Below are 19,690 nucleotides of genomic sequence, written 5' to 3'. Positions count from 1 at the left end.
TCGAGTAGAAACGTGCCGAACGTCGATCTCGGCGCAACACGGTGGGGTCATGCAGCGGGCCACTCCCGCGCGGCCTGCTCGCCGAACTGGGTCTCGTACAGCTCGGCGTAGCGTCCACCCCGCGCCAGCAGCTGGTCGTGGCTGCCCTGCTCGACGATGCGGCCGTCCTCGACGACCAGGATCACATCGGCCGCGCGCACCGTGGACAGCCGATGGGCGATCACGATCGATGTGCGCCCGGCCAGCGCCGCGTCGAGTGCTTGCTGGACGGCCGCCTCCGACGACGAGTCCAGCGATGCGGTGGCCTCGTCGAGCACCACCACCCGCGGCGAGCCCAGCAGCAGGCGCGCGATGGTGAGCCGTTGCCGCTGCCCGCCGGAGAGCCGGTAACCGCGCTCGCCCACCACGGTGTCGAGCCCATCGGGCATGGCGGCGACGACGTCGGCCAGCCGGGCGCGTTCGAGCGCGTCCCACAGCTGGACGTCGGTGGCGTCGGCTGCGGCGAGCCGCAGATTCGACCGGATGGACTCGTGGAACAGGTGCCCGTCCTGGGTGACCACGCCGACGGTGTCCTGCAGCGACGCGAACCTCACGTCGCGCACATCGACGCCGTTCAGCGTGATCGCACCGGAGTCGACGTCGTAAAGGCGCGCGATCAGCGACGCCATCGTCGACTTGCCCGCACCCGAGGAGCCGACCAAAGCCACCACCTGTCCAGGGTGCGCGGTGAACGAAACACCGTGCAGCACTTCGTCTCCGCCGCGGGTGTCCAGCACCGCGACCTCCTCCAGCGAGGCCAGCGACACCTTGTCGGCCGATGGGTAGGAGAACCGCACGTCACGGAACTCCACGGTGACCGGGCCGTCGGGCACGTCGACGGCGTCGCGCCGCTCCTGAATCAGCGGAACGACATCGAGCACCTCGAAGACCCGCTCGAAAGACACCAGCGCACTGGCGATTTCGACGTGCGCGTTGGCCAGCGCCGTCAACGGCGCGTACAGCCGTGTCAACAGCAGCGCCAGCGCGACGATCGCGCCCGCCTGCAGATGCCCACCGATAGCCAGCCACCCGCCGAGCCCGTACACCAGCGCCAACGCCAACGCCGACATCAGGGTCAGCGAGTTCATGAACACCGACTGCAGCATCGTGGTTTTCACCCCGATGTCGCGCACCCGCCCGGCACGGACACCGAACTCGTACGATTCGGTCGCCGGGCTGCCGAACAGCTTCACCAACGTGGCGCCCGGTGCGGAAAACCGTTCTGTCATTTGGGTGTTCATCGTCGCGTTGTGAATTGTCTTCTCACGCGACAAATCCGCCATCTTGGCGCCGATGCGTCGCGCGGGCACCGTGAAGAGCGGCATCAACAGCAGCGACAGCAACGTGACCTGCCACGAGATCGACAGCATCACCGCCAGCGTCAACGTCAACGTCACGACGTTGGACACGATGCCCGAAAGGGTGTCGGAGAACGCCCGCTGCGCACCGATCACGTCGTTGCCCAACCGGCTGACCAGTGCGCCGGTGCGGGTGCGGGTGAAAAACGCGATCGGCATCTTCTGCACGTGGTCGAACACCGCGGTGCGCAGGTCGAAGATCAGTCCTTCGCCGATGTTCGACGACAACCAGCGCGTCCCCAACGTCACCGCCGCCTCGGCGACAGCGACCAGCGCGATCACGGCCGCCAGAAGCACCACGACGCGCGGCGCGGCCCCGGCGACGATCGCGTCGACCACCTTGCCGGCCAGCAGCGGTGTCGCCACGGTGAGCAGCGCGCTCACCACGCTGGCGGCGACGAACACCCACAGTTTGCGGTGATGGCGCTGCGCGAACCGCCAGATCCGGCGCAGCAGCGCCCGGTTGGCCAGCGAGCGCAGGTCGCCACCGCGAGCGTGCGTCTGCCGGTACAGCGTTTGCCGGGCGACCGTCTCGATAGTCATGAATTCACCGTAGAACCTCAACAAAAGATGAGGTCAAATGTTCCGGCGGGCGGCGTGGCGGGCCGCATCTGAGCAGATCAGCAGGGCCGAATGCGCAGCTTCCCGCGGTTCGCCCGCCATTTCAGGCAAGATTGTGGATATGGAAAGTGCTGCTGCATCGCCCCGGGTGCTCGTCGTCGACGACGACCCCGACGTGCTGGCCTCGCTCGAGCGTGGCCTGCGGCTGTCCGGGTTCGACGTGGCGACCGCCGTCGACGGCGCGGAAGCGCTGCGCAGCGCGACGGAGACCAGACCGGACGCGATCGTGCTCGACATCAACATGCCGGTGCTGGACGGCGTCAGCGTCGTCACCGCGTTGCGCGCGATGGACAACGACGTCCCGGTCTGCGTGCTGTCGGCGCGCAGTTCGGTCGACGACCGGGTCGCCGGGCTGGAGGCCGGGGCGGACGACTACCTGGTCAAACCGTTCGTGCTGGCCGAGCTGGTCGCGCGGGTCAAGGCGCTGCTGCGCCGGCGCGGGTCAACGGCGACGTTCTCCTCCGAGACCATCCAGGTCGGCCCGCTGGAGGTCGACATCCCCGGCCGCAGGGCGCGCGTCAACGGTGTCGACGTCGACCTGACCAAGCGTGAATTCGACCTGCTGGCCGTGCTGGCCGAGCACAAGACCGCGGTGCTGTCGCGGGCACAGCTGCTCGAGCTGGTGTGGGGCTATGACTTCGCCGCTGACACCAACGTCGTCGACGTGTTCATCGGCTACCTGCGCCGCAAGCTCGAGGCCGGCGGCGCACCTCGGCTTCTGCACACCGTGCGCGGCGTGGGGTTTGTGCTGCGGACACAGTGATGGACCTGCTGTCCCGGATCTTCCGGCGGACCCCGTCACTGCGCCAGCGCGTGGCATTGACCAGTGCGATCGCCGGCGCGATCGTCGTCGTCATCGCCGGAACCGTGGTGTGGTTCGGCATCACCGATGCGTGGAACGAACGGCTGGACCGCCGCCTGGATGAGGCCGCCGGGTTCGTGATTCCGCTGCTGCCGCAGGGCCTCGAGGAGATCCCCAAGTCGCCGAACAACCAGGATGTCGTGATCACCGTGCGCCGCGGCGACCAGGTGGCGTCCAACTCCAACGTCGTGCTGCCGCCGCTGGACTCCGGCTACGCCGACACCTACGTCGACGGGGTGCGCTACCGGGTGCGCACGGTCGACATCCCCTACTACCCCGGCCCCATGTCAGTGGCCGTCGGCGCCACCTACGACGCGACCATCGCCGACATCAACAACCTGCATCGGCGGGTGATCATCATCTGCACGCTGGCGATCGGCGCGGCGACGCTCGGCGGGTGGGTGCTGGCCGCGTTCGCGGTGCGGCCGTTCAAACGGCTGGCCCAGCAGACCCGGGCCATCGACGCCGGAGACGCCGACCCGGACATCGACGTCCGGGGCGCCACCGAGGCCGTCGAGATCGCCGACGCCATGAAGGGCATGCTGCAACGCATCTGGAACGAGCAGGACCGAACGAAGGCGGCGCTGGCGTCGGCGCGGGATTTCGCGTCGGTGTCCGCGCACGAACTCCGCACCCCGTTGACCGCGATGCGCACCAACCTCGAGGTGCTCGCCACGCTGGATCTGCCCGAGGAGCAACGCAAGGAGGTCGTCAACGACGTCATCCGCACCCAGTCGCGTATCGAGGCCACGCTCAGCGCCCTGGAGCGGCTGGCGCAGGGCGAGCTGTCGACGTCGGATGACCACGTGCCTGTCGACATCACCGAACTGCTCGACCGCGCCGCCCACGACGCGATGCGGGTGTATCCCGACCTCGACGTGTCGCTGGTGCCGGCGCCGACGGTGATCATCGTCGGGCTGCCCGCCGGGCTGCGGCTCGCGGTGGACAACGCGATCGCCAACGCGGTCAAGCACGGCGGCGCGACACGGGTACAGCTTTCGGCGGTCAGCTCGCGCGAGGGTGTGGAGATCGCCATCGACGACGACGGGGTCGGCGTTCCGGAGGAAGAGCGCGACGTCGTGTTCGACCGATTCTCCCGCGGGTCTACGGCGTCGCACTCCGGCTCGGGGCTCGGCCTGGCGCTCGTCGCCCAGCAGGCCGAATTGCACGGTGGTACAGCGACATTGACCGAGAGCCCGCTCGGTGGGGCTCGGTTGCTGTTGAAGCTGCCCGGCGTGCGGGACTGAATCACTTTTGCGCGAACGTTCCTTACCGCTCGAAATTTCGACGGATATTCGAGCGGTAAGGAACGTTCGGCGGGGACCTAGCGGGTGGCCAGCAGGTCGATGACGAAGATCAGCGTCTTGCCCGACAGCCGGTGCCCACCGCCGGCGGGACCGTAGGCCTGCTCAGGCGGGATGACGAGTTGGCGGCGGCCGCCGACCCGCATGCCGGGGATGCCGTCCTGCCAGCCCTGGATCAGTCCGCGCAACGGAAACTCGATCGACTCGCCGCGGTTCCACGAGCTGTCGAACTCTTCGCCGGTGTCGAACTCGACGCCGACGTAATGCACTTCGACGGTGCCGCCGGGCACCGCCTCCGCGCCGTCGCCGACGACCAGGTCGGTGACGACCAGGTCGGCGGGCGGTGGTCCGTCGGGAAACTCGATCTCGGGCTTCTGCCCTGAAGTTGCACTCACCGCGTCCAAGCTAGTCGGGCAGACTGGACGAGTGACGACGGACCAAGACATTCTCGCTCAGGTCAACAAGCTGGTCGCCGAGGAGCAAGAGCTGCGCAGCAAGCTTCAGCACCGCGAGATCGACGAGTCCGAGGAGCACCGGCGGCTGCGCGCCGTGGAGATCGCGCTCGACCAGTGCTGGGATCTGCTGCGGCAACGACGCGCGCTGCGCGACGCCGGCGGCGATCCTCGCGAAGCCCAGGTCCGGCCTCCGGACGAGGTCGAGGGCTACCTCGGCTGAGCTGTGACATACGATGCCGTCGTCGTCGGGGGCGGGCACAACGGCCTGGTGGCCGCGGCGTATCTGGCACGGGCCGGGCGGCGAGTACAGGTGTTGGAGCGGCTCGACCACGTTGGCGGCGCGGCGGTATCCGCGCATGCCTTCGACGGCGTCGACGCCCGGTTGTCGCGCTACTCGTATCTGGTCAGCCTGCTGCCCCGCCGCATCATCGAGGACCTTTCCGCGCGGGTGCGTCTGGTGCGTCGCCGCTATTTGTCCTACACGCCCGACCCGGCGACCGGCGGGCGGACGGGCCTGCTGGTCGGGCCGGCGTCGACGTTCGACGCGGTCGACGCGGCGGCCGACGAGGCGGGGTTCGCGGAGTTCTACCGCCGCTGCGGCGCCGTCACGTCACGGTTGTGGCCGACGCTGTTGCAGCCGATGATGACGCGCGGACAGGCCCGCACGCTCGTCGGCGACGAGGGTGCCTGGCAGATGATGGTCGACGAGCCGATCGGGCATGCGATCAGCGGGGCGGTCTCTCACGATCTGGTGCGCGGGGTCATCGCCACCGACGCGCTGATCGGCACGTTCGCCCGCACCGACGATCCGTCGTTGATCCAGAACATCTGCTTCCTTTATCACCTGCTGGGCGGCGGCACCGGCGACTGGGATGTGCCCGTCGGCGGGATGGGCGCCGTCAGCGGCGCGTTAGCTGCTGCCGCAGCGGGTCACGGTGCGGAAATCATCTGCGGCGCAGATGTTTACACGATAGACCCCGACGGGCAGGTGCGCTACCGGCGCAACGGCGACGAGCATGTGGCCCATGCCGATGTGGTGTTGGCCAACGTGACACCGGCGGTACTGGCACGGCTGCTCGGCGAGCCCGAGCCGGACATGACGCCGGGATCTCAGGTCAAGGTCAACCTGATGTTGCACAGGCTGCCCCGGCTGCGGGACGACGCCGTCTCTGCCGAGCAGGCGTTCGGCGGGACGTTCCACATCAACGAGACTCTGCGCCAACTGGATTCGGCGTACCTGCGCGCCAGCCACGGGCTGGTTCCCGATCCGCTGCCGTGCGAGATCTATTGCCATTCGCTGACCGACCCGACGATCCTGTCCGACGAGCTGCGCGCTTCGGGTGCGCAGACGATGACGGTGTTTGGGCTGCACACCCCGCACAGCCTGATCGCCTCCGGTGGGCCCGACCGGATGCGCGACGCGCTGACCTCTGCCGCCCTGAACTCGTTGAATTCCGTTTTGGCCGAACCTATTCAGGATGTGCTGATGGAGGATTCGGCGGGTCGGCTGTGCATCGAGACCAAGACGACGGCCGACTTGGAGCGGTCACTGGGAATGACCGCTGGCAACATCTTCCACGGTGCATTGTCCTGGCCGTTCGCCGAGGACGACGAACCTCTGGACAGCCCGGCGCGACGTTGGGGTGTGGCGACAGCGCACGAACGGATCCTGTTGTGCGGGTCGGGGGCCCGTCGGGGCGGTGCGGTGTCGGGCATCGGCGGACACAACGCCGCGATGGCGGTGCTCGAACTCCCGCCCAAATAGCAGCCAGGGCTGCGAAATCCGGTGATCAACGGCCCGGAATGCTATTTCGCGGCATCGGGTTCGGCGATCAGCGGGGCGAGCCGCTCGGCCGAACACAACGCCCGTTCGGACGTCGAATACAGGCCCAGTGCCACGATGACTAACCCGAAGGCCGTGCAGATGTACCACAACGGGCGGGCCGCCATGGCGAAGTCCGCGCCCACACCCGCCAGTGCGGGCCCCGCGACCGAACCGCACAGGGCCACACCGACACTCACCCCGACTTGCCGGCTGGTCGACGCGATCGCCGACGCCGCGCCTGCCCGGTCGGTCGGCATCCCGCTGACCGCGGCGTTGGTGATCGGCGCGTTGACCATCGCGAAGCCGATACCGAACACGGCGAAGACGACCAGCATGTGCCACACCGGGGTGGTCGCGCTGAGCCGGGTCAGCATCAGCACCGACAGCGTGATCAGCGCGCCCGAGACAAGCAGCGACGGTCGGCTCCCGAATCGCCCCACCAGCCGGCCGGACAGCGGTGAAAACACCAACGCGCCAATGGCGATCGGCAGGTAGATCAACCCCGTGTGCAGGGCGGAGAAACCGCGCTCGCCCTGCAGGTACAGCGACATCATGAACAGGAACGCCCCCCACGCGGCGAAGGAGCACACCGCGATCACGGTGGCCGATGTGAACGGGACGCTGCGGAAGAACCGCAGGTCGATGAACGGGTCGCGGCGGCGGCCCTCCCACATCAGAAAGCCGATGAACGCCAGCGTCGCCGCGGCCAGTACCGCGATGGTGCGGCCGTCGGTCCACCCCATCACCGGCCCTTCGATGAGCACGTAGACGATGCCGAACAGGAAGGCCATGCCCAAGCCTTGACCGACCGGGTCGACGTCGCGCATCATCATCGACTTCGACTCGGGCACAAAGATTGCCGTCAACACGATGGCCACCGCGCAGATCGGCAGGTTGATCCAGAACACCGAACGCCAGCCGACGTATTCGATCAGCGCACCACCGACGATCGGACCCAGCGCCATCGAGATGCCGACCACACCGCCCCAGATTCCGATCGCGCGGGCCCGCTCCACGCGGCCGGTGAACACCTGCGTGATGATCGACATCGCCACCGGGTTCAGCATCGAACCGCCGATGGCCTGCAACAGCCGAGCGGCGATCAACGTCTCGATGTTCGGCGCGACGCTGCACAGCAGCGATGCCAGCGCGAACACCGTCAAGCCGAGCTGGAAGGTGCGCTTGCGGCCGAAGCGGTCCGCGGCGGCACCGGAGAGCAACAGCAGCGACGCCAGCACCAAGGTGTAGATGTCGATGATCCACTGCAACTGCGCCGCCGACGCGTTGAGGTCAGCGCGGATGCTGGGGATCGCGACGTTGACGATCGTCGCGTCCATCGACACGATCAACAGGCTCAGGCAGCAGGACATCAAGATGATGGCCTTGCGCCGTGCGGTCACGATGTCGTCCAGCAGACGCGTAAACCCCCTGAAACGCCCGGAAAAGGGGGGCTAAGTGTCTGCTCGCGAAGGGATGTCAGCGGTTGTCGAGGCCGACGTAGTCGCGTTCGGTGTAGCCGGTGTAGATCTGGCGCGGACGGCCGATCTTGCCGCTGCCCTCGTCGTGCATCTCGCGCCAGTGCGCGATCCAGCCCGGCAGCCGGCCCAGCGCGAACAGCACGGTGAACATCCGCGTCGGGAAGCCCATCGCCCGGTAGATCACGCCGGTGTAGAAGTCGACGTTCGGATAGAGCTTCCGCTCGATGAAGAAGTCGTCGGTGAGCGCGACCTCCTCCAGCGACTTGGCGATGTGCAGCAGTTCGTCGTCGCCGCCGATCTTGCCGAGGATCTTGTCGGCCTGCTCCTTGACGATGCGTGCCCGCGGGTCGTAGTTCTTGTAGACCCGGTGCCCGAAGCCCATCAGCTTCACACCGTCCTCTCGGTTCTTGACCTTCTTGACGAAGTCGTGCACGTCGCCGTCGGCAAGACGGATCTTCTCCAGCATCTCGAGCACGGCCTGGTTGGCGCCGCCGTGCAGCGGGCCCCACAGCGCGTTGATACCGCCGGAGATCGAGGTGAACAGGTTGGCCTGCGAGGAGCCCACCAGCCGCACCGTCGACGTCGAGCAGTTCTGCTCATGATCGGCGTGCAGGATGAACAACATGTCCAGGGCCCGCACCAGTTCCGGATCGACCTCGTAGGGCTCGGCGGGCAGGCCGAACGTCATCCGCAGGAAGTTCTCGACCAAGCTCATCGAGTTGTCCGGATACAGGAACGGCTGGCCGACCGACTTCTTGTAGGCGTAGGCCGCGATGGTCGGCAGCTTGGCCAGCAGCCGGATGGTGGACAGCTGGACCTGCTCGTCGTCGAACGGATCCAACGAATCCTGGTAGTAGGCGCTGAGCGCGTTGACCGCGCTGGAGACCACCGGCATCGGGTGTGCGTTGCGCGGGAAGCCGTCGAAGAACCGTTTGAGGTCCTCGTGCAGCAGGGTGTGCCGCTGGATGTGGCCGGTGAATTTGTCGAGCTGCTCGGGTGTCGGCAACTCGCCGTAGATCAGCAGGTAGCTAACCTCGATGAAGTTCGACTTCTCCGCGAGTTGCTCGATCGGGTAGCCGCGGTACCGCAGGATCCCGGCCTCGCCGTCGATGTAGGTGATGGAGCTCTTGGTGGACGCGGTGTTGACGAAGCCCTCGTCGTAGGTGGTGTAGCCCGTCTTCGCCAGCAGCGAGCCCAGTGCGACGCCGTCCGCCCCCTCGGTTGCAGAAACGATGTCGAGGTCAATCTCGCCGCCGGGGTAGGAGAGGGCGGCTTTCTGGCCTCCACTACTTGGGTTATCGGCCACGGGGATCCCTTCTTCGCTGCGGGGCATGAACGACAGACAGTATGTCCTACAAAAGGTAGTCCCATCCGAGCTGTCCTGCCCGGGCGGGGGCGGCAACACTCACACGAGTTCCACAACCTCAGACATCAGGCCGGTGAACTCGGCGAACGTGTCTTCGAGGCGGACGACGATGTCGTCGATGCCGAGCTGCTCCCAGTCGAGTTGCTCGTCGGCGAGGTCGGCCAGCGCGGTCATGACGATCGCTCCCCATACCGAGGACAGCAACCGCAGGGTGCGGTCCTCGGTGTCCACGCCCATGCGTTTGGCCAGTTCGACGTTGACGGCATGGGGGCGGTACTCCAGCGCGGCCTGGCGCAGGGCCGGCGACGTCATGATGATCCGCACGCTGCAGAGCAGCCGGTCCGCGGACAATCCACCCGGCCCGGCGCTCGCGGCGTTCTTGTACATCCCCACGTATGCCCTGTGCAGGGCCTCGAGGTGGCTGATGGTCGTGGGCTGGCCGGCCAGTTCGACAGCGGCGACGTCGATCGCCTCGTCGATCAACGCGAACGCGATGGCGTCCTTGGTGGCGAAGTATCGGCTGAAGGTGCGCGGTGAGACATCGGCGATCGCAGCGATCTGATCGACGGTTGTTCGCTCGAAGCCCTGCCGCCGGCACAGCTCGATGGCGGCGTCCAACAACATCGCGCGGGTCCGTTGCTTCTTGCGCTCACGCAGGCCGAGCCGCGGTTCCCCCGTCCCATCAGCCACGAAAGGCATGCTATCCGGCAAAGATATGAGCGCCCTTAGAAAGTTGGCGCCGCCCGAAGTTCGACCCCGGAAACCGTTTGGCAGTGTCGGCCATCTGATAGCGGCGGCGGTGTCAGGGCTGCAGCCGCTCGACGCGTGCCTGGGCACCCAAGATGACCCGAATCCGGTTATGCAACCGGTCTTCACGCCCTTGCCAGAACTCCACCACCTCGGGAGCGATCAGGTATCCGCCCCAGTTCGGCGGGACCGGAATCTCGGCCTGGTCAGTAAACCGCGCTGTGATCTCGGCCATCTGTTCCAGCAACTCCGCACGCGAGGCGATCGGCCTGGACTGCTGTGACGCCCATGCACCCAGCTGTGAGCCCCGGGGCCGCAGGGCCCAGTAGGCGATCGTCTGCTCGGTCGAGACCTTGCGCACCGGGCCGCGGATGTGGACCTGGCGGCCGAGCAGAAACCACGGAAAGGTGGCCGACGCATACGGGGTGGCGGCCAAGTGTTCGCCCTTGGCCGAGTCGTAGTTGGTGAAGAACGTGATGCCGGTCTCGTCGATGCTCTTGCACAGCACCGCCCGGGTCACCGGCCTGCCGTCGCCGTCGACCGTGCCGAGGACCATGGCGTTGGGTTCCGCAACGCCTGCGCGTTCGGCGTCGGCCAACCAGTTGCGCAGCAGTTCGACCCATCCGGTCGTCGGATCGGCACCGAGCCAGTCGCTGTCCAGGTCCGGGCTGCCGTCTTTCTCCACTGAGCCGTACTCCACCCGCATCCTCGCCAAGTGCTCGTCGTCCTGCTGTGTCACGCGATCACGCTACGCCGCGCGGGTTCGCCGAGGTGCGCTGAACCGGTAGACGACGGGGGCGACGCGAGTGCGAGAATCGCCCCATGACTAGCCAGTCCCCTCTGGTGCCCGAGGACTTCGTACCTGGACTCGAAGGCGTCGTGGCCTTCACCACCGAGATCGCCGAGCCGGACAAAGACGGTGGTGCGCTGCGGTACCGCGGGGTGGACATCGAGGATCTGGTGGGCCACCGGGTGACGTTCGGCGACGTGTGGGGGCTGCTGGTCGACGGCAAGTTCGGTTCGGGTCTGCCGCCCGCAGAGCCGTTTCCGTTGCCGATCCACAGCGGCGACGTGCGCGTGGACGTGCAGGCCGGGCTGGCGATGCTCGCCCCGATCTGGGGGTATTCCCCGCTGTTGGACATCGACGACGCGACCGCGCGCGACCAACTGGCCCGCGCGTCGGTGATGGCGCTGTCCTACGTCGCGCAGTCGGCGCGCGGCATCTACCAGCCCGCCGTTCCGCAGCGCACGATCGACGAATGCGCCACGGTGACAGCGCGTTTCATGACCCGTTGGCAGGGTGAGCCCGACCCCAGACACGTCGAGGCCATTGACGCCTACTGGGTGTCGGCCGCCGAGCACGGGATGAACGCGTCGACGTTTACTGCGCGGGTGATCGCGTCGACCGGCGCGGATGTGGCCGCCGCGCTGTCCGGGGCGATCGGTGCGATGAGCGGTCCGCTGCACGGCGGTGCGCCGGCGCGGGTGATCCCGATGATCGAGGAAGCCGAGAAGACCGGTGACGCGCGGGCGGTGGTCAAAGGCATCCTGGACCGCAACGAGAAGCTGATGGGCTTCGGTCACCGCGTGTACCGGGCCGAGGATCCGCGGGCGCGGGTGCTGCGGGCCACCGCCAAACGGCTGGAGGCGCCGCGCTACGAGGTGGCCGCCGCGCTGGAGCAGGCCGCGCTGGCCGAGCTGCGGGAGCGCCGACCCGACCGGGCCATCGAGACCAACGTCGAGTTCTGGGCGGCGGTGATCCTGGACTTCGCGCAGGTGCCGACCAAGATGATGCCCGCCATGTTCACCTGCGGACGCACCGCGGGCTGGTGTGCGCACATCCTCGAGCAGAAGCGGCTCGGCAAGCTGGTGCGGCCGTCGGCGATCTACGTCGGGCCCCCACCGCGGTCCCCGGAGTCGGTGGAGGGGTGGGACCAAGTCGTGACGCCGTGAGGACAGCGGTCTTCGCCTCGGCGGCAAGGTGTTTCGTGGATCTGGTCCGGGAGATCCCGCCCGACGCATGGGACACGCTGGGCCTGGGCGACTGGGATGTCCGCGCGCTCGTCGGACACGCCTCGCGTTCGCTGAGCACCGTCAGCAGCTACCTGAAGACCACCGCGAAATCCGAGGACGTCACCACCGCCGCGGAGTACTACGTGCGGGTCAGCGCGTCGGCGCTGGGCATCGACCCGGCCGCGGTCGCCGAACGGGGACGGCAGGCCGGCAGGGCCCTCGGGGACGACCCGGCCGGTGCGGTCGACGCGTTGATGACACAGGCCCTGCGCGACCTGCAGACCGTCGACGACCCGCTGATCGAGGTGATCGGCGGATTGGGCATCCGGCTGTACACCTATCTGCCGACCCGGGTATTCGAGCTGGCCGTGCACGGGTTGGATATCGCTCGCGCCGTTGACATTCCGCTGGTGCTGCCGCCCGAGGTGCTCACCGAGGCGGCGGAGTTGGCGACGCAGGTGGCCGTCGCGACCGGGCACGGTGAGGCGGTGCTGCTGGCGCTGACGGGCCGCGCGGGCCTGCCGCCGTCGTTCTCGGTGGTGTGACCCGGCGACACTTGGGCGCGGCGAAATTCCGCAAAACCCCTGCCCGGGCTTCTAAGGTGGTCGGATGCCGCAGATTGACCGCCGCAAGATGATGCTGATGACCGGATTCGGCCTGTTGGCGACGGCTGTGCCCCTGCCCAGAGTCCACGCGCAACCGGCGCCGGCCGGCCAGACCGGGGCGTTCCTGTTCGTCGACGAGTTCGATGGACCTGCGGGTTCAGCCCCCGACCCGTCGAAGTGGTCGATCGCCAAGGCCCGCGAAACGATCAAGAACCCGGTGTTCTGGGACCGGCCGGAGAACATGGGGCAGTACCGCGACAGCCGCGAGCACGTCTTTCTCGACGGCAACTCCAACCTCGTCATCCGCGCGACGCGCAACGACGACGGCAAGTACGTGTCGGGCAAGGTCCAGGGCCGGTGGTGGGGACCGATCAACACCACCTGGGAAGCCCGCATCAAGTTCAACTGCCTGACCAACGGCTGTTGGCCGGCGTGGTGGCTGATGAACGACCATCCGGCGGTCGGCGGGGAGGTCGACCTGGTCGAGTGGTACGGCAACCAGGACTGGCCCTCGGGGTCCACGGTGCACGCGCTGCTGGACGGCACCTCGTTCGCCACCCAGCCCTATCCGGTGGACAGCAATTGGCACACCTGGCGGATGAGCTGGACCGACGCGGGGATGTACTTCTGGCAGGACTACGCCCCGGGCAAAGAGCCGTACTTCGAGGTGCCCGCCTACTCGATCGAACACTGGCCGTTCAATCATCCGGGGTACTCGATGTTCCCGGTGCTCAACCTCGCGGTCGCCGGCTCCGGCGGCGGTGACCCCGCAGGTGGCAACTACCCCGCCGAGATGCTCGTGGACTGGGTGCGCGTCTTCGCCGGCTGAATTTGTCGGTGCCCGGTGATTGCATGGGCCGGGGCGCGATGAGATCCGCCGGCGCGGCGGGTCTGCACATCGTCGCCCGCACGAAATCACACACCTAGGAGTGCCCATGGCAATTGAAGTTCAGCCCGCCGTATCCCCGATGCTCACAGTCAGCGACGGCGCGGCGGCGATCGATTTCTACGTCAAGGCGTTCGACGCCGAGGAACTGGGCCGGGTGCCCGCGCCCGACGGCAAGCGGTTGTTCCACGCCGCGCTGCGGATCAACGGGACGATGGTCATGCTCAACGACGACTTCCCCGACATGAACGACGGCAAGTCGGTGACGCCGGAGGCGTTGGGCGGCTCGCCGGTCACCATCCACCTCACCGTCACGGATGTGGACGCCAAGTTCCAGCAGGCCGTCGACGCCGGCGCCACCGTCGTCATGCCGCTCGACGACATGTTCTGGGGCGACCGGTACGGCGAGGTGCGCGACCCGTTCGGTCACATGTGGTCGCTGGGTCAGCCGGTGCGCGAAGTCAGCCAGGAGGAGATCGACCAAGCGGTCAAGCAGATGCAGTAGCCGCGGCCCCGCCGGGCACGTACATCTCCAGCAGCCCGATCGGCAGCGCGTTGGTGCCGGTGATGGCGCTGATGGCCGCGATGCTGTCGGGTTTCGGCGTGCGTTCGAGCTCGGGCGTGGTCGGATCGGATCCGTAGAGCCCGAAGTGCAGGTCGTAGCCGTGCGCCCACTCGAGGTTGTCGACGAACGACCAGTACGTGTAGCCGCGGATGTCCGTGCCGTGCGCGACGAGGTCCTGCACGACCGCGATGTGGTTGGTCAGATACGGCGGTCGTTTCGAGTCACCCGCGTCGGCGATGCCGTTCTCGGTGATCCAGAGCGGCTTGCCGTAGGACGCCGCGACCTCGAGCACCTCGCGGAACCCACCCGGGTCGGTGGGCTGGTTGAAGTCGCTGCACGAGGGCGAGCTCGGCGAGCACTGGACGGGAATGCCTTGCAGGAACGGGATTCCCGGGATCGGCGCCAGCCCGAAGCCCTGCATCGGTGAGGAGCCGTAGTACTGCACGCCCAGGAAGTCGACCTTGTCCATGAACCCGGGGTGGATTTCGTCAGGTGTCTTGATGCCGTCGAAGTTGGCGTCCACCCACCCGTCGATCACGGCGTTGGGGAACCAGTGGTTGTAGTACTGGTTCCACGCGTCGGCGGCCTGCACGTCGAGCGGGTTGTTCGGGTTGGCCGGGCGCGCGGGAATCATGTTGTTGCTGAACCCGACGAACGCCGCGGGCTGCCCATCGGTCGCCGAGGTGGTGTCCCAACTGTGGATCGCGTCGTAGGCCGCCACGTGCCCCGTGGCCTGGTTGACCAGGAAGGTGGCGGCCAGGTCGGGCCGCACGATCCCCGGTGGCCAGTACGGGATCGGGCTGCCGGGGATCGGCGGCGACAGGTACTGGGTGAGGATCGGCGGGAACGGTTCGTTCAGCGTCACCCAGTGGTCGACCTGATCGCCGTACTTCCAAGCCAGATAGGCCGCGTACTTCTCGAACTCGACGGGGGTGGACGGCGACAGCCAGCCGGCCGAGTGCGCGGGCAACCCGAACTGGACCAGTAGCCGCGTCGTGGCCGGGTCGTGCACCCACACCGGCATGGTGAAGTGGGTGACGGTGACCATGGGCTCGAGGTCGTGCGCGCGCAGTGACGCCAGCACGTTGCGGTAATGCTCGACCTCGTCCTGGTTGGCCAGCGCGTCGAGCGCCTCCAGATCGGCCAGGCTGATCGTGCCACCTTCATCCGAAATATCCACCGATGCAGTGGAATTCGGGAAAATGCGGCTCCACTCGATACCCATCCGGAAAGTGTTCATGCCGAGCTCTTCGCGAGCCAGCTCGGCGTCGTCGTCGTACTTGAGGTAGGCACCCGGCCCGTCTTCCGGCACCCCTCTGGTCAACCCCAACAGCTGGTTGAACGGGTCGTGCGTCCACCGGTACCAGTCGGAGTTCACGTCCATCGGAACCCCGGGCCCTCCTTCAGCCTGGAACCCCGAATGTGCGACGCCCCAATGGAATTCGTCAGGGAAGGACAGATCGACTCCCTCGACGCGGGTGACGTTGACGGTGATGGTTCGGGTCGCGCGGTGCCCGCCACCGGGGTACACCAGGTTGCCCACGATCGGCACGAACTGCAACAGCCCGCCGAGACCGTGGACGTGCAGGCCCGCCGCCTGATCGTCGGCCACCACCGTGAACGAGTCCCAGCCGCCGACCGCGGCCATCGCGTTCATCGGCCGGTAGGTGAAGTTGCCCTCGGCGTCGACGTCGACCACACCGCCGTTGAGCGGCCTGCCGACGACGGTGAAGGTCATCGGGTCGCCGTCGGGATCGGTGATGCCGACGTTGCCGGTGATGATCACCTCGCCGTCGACGAGACTCTGTGTGTAGGGCGGCAGTTCGGCCGAGATATTGGGCGTGGTGTTGAAGAGTTCGCGCCGCACCCACGCCAGCAGCGTCCACACGGTCGGCGGGCCGCTGGGCGGTGCGGGCAGGCCGGCGGTGAACGGCGCCAGCACGGCGTTGACGAGGCTGACCGCGATGCCCGTCACATAGGTGATGGCGGTGGCCGGGTCGAACGCGGTGGGCCACAGCCGAAGCGAGGGAAACGCGGGTGCGTTCAGCGGGTTGGTCGTCGCTGCGCTCGGCGACTCGGTCGGGGCGGCAGACGACGTGATCGACACTTCGGCGGTGGCGGGCATCGAGACGTCGGCGGGCTCATCGACCGACACCTCGTCGGCGATGTCGTCGTCGACGTCGAGCCGGCCGGTGTTGTTCATCGCGGCCGGGTGCGCTTCGTCGGGCTCTTCGGGGACCGTCCCGTCGCTGCCGTCGGATTGCTCGATCGCGGGCTCGACGTCGCTCTCCGGCTCGGGCTCAGCTTCGACCTCGTCGTCGATGCCCGACTCGGGTTCGGGCTCGTCATCGAGCTCCGGCTCGAATGCGTCCTCGGGGTCCGGCTCAGGCTCGTCTTCGGCCTCCGGCTCGGCGTCTGCGTCGACGTCCTCCGTCGCGGCCGGTTCCGCCGCTTCCGCATTGCCGGCATTCGACACTTCCGACGCCGCCGACTCTGCGCTCGACGCGCCCGGCTCGGACGGATCGGCCCACGCGGTTCCCGAGCCGTACCCGGTGGCCACCGCGAGACCGACCCCCAGCGCCACTGCCAGACTTCCGACCCGACCGACGTATGCCGAAGCGTTCATGCTGTTTGCTATACCGCCGAACGTACGGTTTATGACGAGAATCGGCGGAATTCCGTCACGAACCGAACTTTCGGCGCCAGATAAGCGCCAAATAAGCGCCGTGTCAGCGCCGCAAACCGGCCAGCACGCGCTCGCGCAACGGCGGTGGCGGCGCGTCGGCCGCGACCGCGACCATGTCGGCGGCGTCGGTGAACTTCCGGCGCGGACGCTGCTCGCCACCGCGCGCGATCTCCGCGGCGTCGATCGCCTTCCACCCCGCCGCGTCCACCACGTCGGGCCGTCGGCTTCGGACCAGCCGGTCCAGCGCGGCGGGTTTGGCCCGGGCGGGATCGGGCAACAGGCCGTCGTTGTAGTCGGCGACCAGGTGGTGCACGGTCTCGGCGGCGCAGGACTTGTTGGTGCCGATGAACCCGGTCGGCCCGCGTTTGATCCAGCCGGCCACGTAGCTGCCGCGCACCGGCGCACCCGTCGACGGGTCGAGCACCCGGCCGCCGTCGTTGGGCACCACACCCTTGGCATCATCGAACGGGAGATCGCGAATCGGCCTGCCGCGGTAGCCGATTGAGGTCAGCACCAACCCGGCGTCGAGCCGGCGGACGTCGTCGCTGCCCGTCACGGTGAACTCGACACCTTCAGAGCGCCGCTCGCCGAGCACCCGTCGCGGCGTCAACTGGTAGGCCAACCGAATCCGCGGCCGGGTGGCCGCGGCGGCGGCGTCACCGAGCCGGCTCAAGACCTCCAACTTGTTGCGCGTCAACGAATCGGTCGCCGCGGCCAGATCCTTGGCGACACGTTCGTGGTCCGCGGCGTCGAGCACCACATCGCAGGTCGCCGACAGCCCGATCAACTCCGGCAGCGTGAACGCCGAATCCGCGGGACCGCGCCGGGCGGCGACCACCACCTCGGCGACCTTCGAGTCGCGCAGCGCGGCCAGCGCGTGATCGGCGATGTCGGTACGCGCAAGCCTTTCGGGGTCCGTGGTGAGGATTCGGGCGACGTCGAGCGCGACGTTGCCGTTGCCGATGAGGACCACCCGCTCGTGTCCGAGATCGACTGGCAACCCGGCGAATTCGGGATGCCCGTTGTACCACGCGACGATCTCGGTGGCGGTGCCGGTGCCGGGCAATCCCATCCCGTGGATGTCGAGGCGGCGGTCGTTCGGTGCGCCGACAGCGTAGAGCACCGCGTGGTGGTGAGCCAGCAACTCGGCGTGGGTGAGGTCCGATCCCACCTCGACGTTGAGGTAGAAGGTGAACCCGCGGCGGTCGGCGATCTTGTCGAACAACCGCGTCACCCGTTTGGTGCTCTGGTGATCGGGCGCCACGCCCGCGCGCACCAGGCCGTACGGGGCGGGCAGCCGCTCGAAGACGTTGACCCGCACACCGCGCTGGCTGAGCAGCTCGTCGGCGGCATACATCGCCGCGGGCCCGGAACCGACGATCGCGACCGTCAGCGGCCCACCGGGCCGCGGATCGATCCTCGGCGCGTCCGGCACGGGCGCCAGCTTGGACGTCGGGGGTACCTTGCCCTCGCGCTCGGGATAGAACGCGGCGTTGAGCGCGACGAACGGCAGCTGCTCGGGTGTCAATCGGGTGTGCGGCACGATCGCTCCGACCGGGCAGGCCGACACACATGCGCCGCAGTCGACGCACGCCGCCGGATCGATGTAGAGCATCTCGGCGGTGGCGAAGCCGGGTTCGTCCGGTGTCGGGTGGATGCAGTTCACCGGGCAGGCGAAGACACACGACCCGTCGCCACAACACGACTGGGTGATCACATGGGGCACGAAAGTCTCCCGCGTCCTTGGGGTTACGCGGCGGCGACGACGTGCTGGCGGGCCGGCTCGCTGCGGTAGCGGCTTGGCGGGCCGTCGATCTTGCAGATCCGCCACATCAGCTTCGCGACCGGGTTCATCAACCCGGTGTCGTGGCACAGCATCCGAACGTCACCGAACATGTCGCGCAGCATCTGGCGCGACTCCGGCGAGCGGAAGAACACTTCCTTACGCACCGAGCGCGGAATGTCGAACTCCTTCCAGAACGCCCGCGGCGGAACGATGATCGCCGAGCACAGGATCCGCATGACCAGCGGAACATACAGCGACAACCAGAACCGCTTGCGGCGCGGCAGGTGCGGGACCCGCTTGCGCAGGTACTCGTGGGCGAACGAGATGTGGCGGGCCTCCTCGGCGACGTGGATCGCCATCACCCGTTCCATGATCGGGTGCAGCTTGCGGCCCTCCCGCAGCACATTCTTCTGCGTGTGGTCGATCGGTTCTTCCCCGGCGAGGATGCCGAACCAGAACGGGATCGGCAGCGGCCCGGCGACCAACGGGATCACCGGCTGAACCCACTTGAGCAGCCGCGGCATACCGGGCACGTCGGCGCCGATGCGGTTCACCATCTCCTGAAACATCATGGTGTGGTTGCACTCTTCGACCGCCTCGTGCAGGCAGTACCGGTATTCCGGCGATCCGTTGGGCGTCCAGAACGCGTACTCCATCAGCCCACGGATCAGGATCGACTCGAAGTGCAGCCCCACCTTGGCGACGTTGGCCTGCCGCCACATCCCGATCTCGATCTGCCGCTCGATCGGCTGTGACCGATACCAGGGATGGCGCCCGAACGGGTCGGTGGCCGGCAGGATCCAGCGCGGGTCGTTGTCGATGACCTCGAACTCCGGGGAATCCCAGTCGATGTCGGTGTACGGGTTGAAGTTGCGTCGCACCGACCCCTCGGAGAGCGTGTTGAGCAACTCGGCGTACGCCTTGTCTTCGGGGCTGTCGCCGATCTCCATGTTGCGACGCCAACGCCTGACGATCCGTGTCCGGGCCATACGAAGCCTCCTGTGCGGTTTACATCAACCGGGCAGATGTACACAGTACCGCAGGTATCGCATATTTGATAGGCCCGCTCGCGCGAAGTGACCCGGCCAGCAGGC

17 protein-coding genes are annotated in these 19,690 nt (G+C 67.6%); 8 read left to right on the top strand and 9 right to left on the bottom strand.

The genetic code is table 11. The features are described from left to right. Window positions 1-47 precede the first annotated feature (47 nt). Window positions 48-1,940: an ABC transporter ATP-binding protein gene (locus G6N28_RS15485; RefSeq protein WP_163901686.1), complete on the bottom strand. Its 1,893-nt coding sequence runs from the start codon at window positions 1,938-1,940 to the stop codon at window positions 48-50. A 139-nt stretch (window positions 1,941-2,079) separates the two neighbouring features. Here G6N28_RS15485 and prrA point away from each other — a divergent pair, with 139 nt between their 5' ends. Next, window positions 2,080-2,781, top strand: coding sequence for a two-component system response regulator PrrA (gene prrA, locus G6N28_RS15480; RefSeq protein WP_046749998.1), 702 nt, complete (start codon window positions 2,080-2,082; stop codon window positions 2,779-2,781). After that, window positions 2,781-4,127 carry a HAMP domain-containing sensor histidine kinase gene (locus G6N28_RS15475; RefSeq protein ID WP_163901684.1) on the top strand — a complete coding sequence of 449 codons (1,347 nt, stop codon included), beginning with the start codon at window positions 2,781-2,783 and terminating at the stop codon, window positions 4,125-4,127. Before prrA ends, G6N28_RS15475 begins: the two co-directional genes overlap by 1 nt. A 77-nt stretch (window positions 4,128-4,204) precedes the next feature. Here the strand turns inward: G6N28_RS15475 and G6N28_RS15470 are convergent, their stop codons facing one another. After that, window positions 4,205-4,630 (bottom strand): FKBP-type peptidyl-prolyl cis-trans isomerase, encoded by a 426-nt coding sequence (locus G6N28_RS15470; RefSeq protein WP_407664965.1) that lies wholly within the window; start codon window positions 4,628-4,630, stop codon window positions 4,205-4,207. Between G6N28_RS15470 and G6N28_RS15465 the strand changes: the two genes are divergently transcribed. Continuing rightward, window positions 4,611-4,859 carry a DUF2630 family protein gene (locus tag G6N28_RS15465; protein WP_163901680.1) on the top strand — a complete coding sequence of 83 codons (249 nt, stop codon included), beginning with the start codon at window positions 4,611-4,613 and terminating at the stop codon, window positions 4,857-4,859. The two genes, G6N28_RS15470 and G6N28_RS15465, sit on opposite strands and share 20 nt — an antisense overlap. A gap of 3 nt (window positions 4,860-4,862) precedes the next feature. Continuing rightward, a complete protein-coding gene (locus G6N28_RS15460; RefSeq protein ID WP_163901678.1) occupies window positions 4,863-6,404 on the top strand; it encodes a phytoene desaturase family protein in 1,542 nt (513 codons plus the stop codon). 41 nt (window positions 6,405-6,445) lie between these two features. On the opposite strand, the gene G6N28_RS15455 is transcribed toward G6N28_RS15460, so the two are convergent. The 4 genes from G6N28_RS15455 to pdxH form a co-directional block, all read right to left on the bottom strand. Beyond that, window positions 6,446-7,834 (bottom strand): MFS transporter, encoded by a 1,389-nt coding sequence (locus G6N28_RS15455; RefSeq protein WP_179962204.1) that lies wholly within the window; start codon window positions 7,832-7,834, stop codon window positions 6,446-6,448. A 106-nt stretch (window positions 7,835-7,940) separates the two neighbouring features. Next, entirely contained in the window at window positions 7,941-9,248 is a 1,308-nt protein-coding gene (locus G6N28_RS15450) for a citrate synthase (RefSeq protein WP_163901676.1), read from the bottom strand. A gap of 99 nt (window positions 9,249-9,347) precedes the next feature. Further along, the gene (locus tag G6N28_RS15445; protein ID WP_179962089.1) at window positions 9,348-10,007 is read right to left on the bottom strand and encodes a TetR family transcriptional regulator; all 660 of its coding nucleotides are present in this window, start codon (window positions 10,005-10,007) and stop codon (window positions 9,348-9,350) included. Window positions 10,008-10,110: 103 nt separating this feature from the next. Further along, window positions 10,111-10,761, bottom strand: a complete 651-nt coding sequence (gene pdxH / locus G6N28_RS15440; protein WP_276001256.1) for a pyridoxamine 5'-phosphate oxidase — start codon at window positions 10,759-10,761, stop codon at window positions 10,111-10,113. A 116-nt stretch (window positions 10,762-10,877) separates the two neighbouring features. On the opposite strand from pdxH, the gene G6N28_RS15435 reads away from it, so the two are divergent. From G6N28_RS15435 to G6N28_RS15420, 4 genes are all read left to right on the top strand, one after another. Further along, window positions 10,878-12,008 (top strand): citrate synthase 2, encoded by a 1,131-nt coding sequence (locus tag G6N28_RS15435; protein WP_163901661.1) that lies wholly within the window; start codon window positions 10,878-10,880, stop codon window positions 12,006-12,008. Beyond that, window positions 12,005-12,613, top strand: a complete 609-nt coding sequence (locus G6N28_RS15430; protein ID WP_163901659.1) for a maleylpyruvate isomerase N-terminal domain-containing protein — start codon at window positions 12,005-12,007, stop codon at window positions 12,611-12,613. The genes G6N28_RS15435 and G6N28_RS15430 overlap by 4 nt, the downstream gene beginning before the upstream one ends. A gap of 73 nt (window positions 12,614-12,686) precedes the next feature. Further along, entirely contained in the window at window positions 12,687-13,502 is an 816-nt protein-coding gene (locus G6N28_RS15425) for a glycoside hydrolase family 16 protein (protein WP_163906288.1), read from the top strand. Between the two features lie 106 nt (window positions 13,503-13,608). Continuing rightward, on the top strand, window positions 13,609-14,064 hold the full coding sequence (locus G6N28_RS15420) for a VOC family protein (RefSeq protein WP_163901657.1): 456 nt from the start codon (window positions 13,609-13,611) through the stop codon (window positions 14,062-14,064). Here the strand turns inward: G6N28_RS15420 and G6N28_RS15415 are convergent. The 3 genes from G6N28_RS15415 to G6N28_RS15405 form a co-directional block, all read right to left on the bottom strand. After that, window positions 14,048-16,750 (bottom strand): family 1 glycosylhydrolase, encoded by a 2,703-nt coding sequence (locus G6N28_RS15415; protein WP_163901655.1) that lies wholly within the window; start codon window positions 16,748-16,750, stop codon window positions 14,048-14,050. The genes G6N28_RS15420 and G6N28_RS15415 overlap by 17 nt on opposite strands. A gap of 103 nt (window positions 16,751-16,853) precedes the next feature. Next, on the bottom strand, window positions 16,854-18,536 hold the full coding sequence (locus G6N28_RS15410) for a 4Fe-4S binding protein (RefSeq protein WP_163901653.1): 1,683 nt from the start codon (window positions 18,534-18,536) through the stop codon (window positions 16,854-16,856). A 23-nt stretch (window positions 18,537-18,559) separates the two neighbouring features. Next, on the bottom strand, window positions 18,560-19,585 hold the full coding sequence (locus G6N28_RS15405) for an AurF N-oxygenase family protein (RefSeq protein WP_163901651.1): 1,026 nt from the start codon (window positions 19,583-19,585) through the stop codon (window positions 18,560-18,562). Window positions 19,586-19,690: the final 105 nt, after the last annotated feature.

It is taken from the genome of Mycolicibacterium pulveris, assembly GCF_010725725.1.
Classification (GTDB): domain Bacteria; phylum Actinomycetota; class Actinomycetes; order Mycobacteriales; family Mycobacteriaceae; genus Mycobacterium; species Mycobacterium pulveris.
This window is presented reverse-complemented; position numbering and strand designations above follow the sequence as displayed.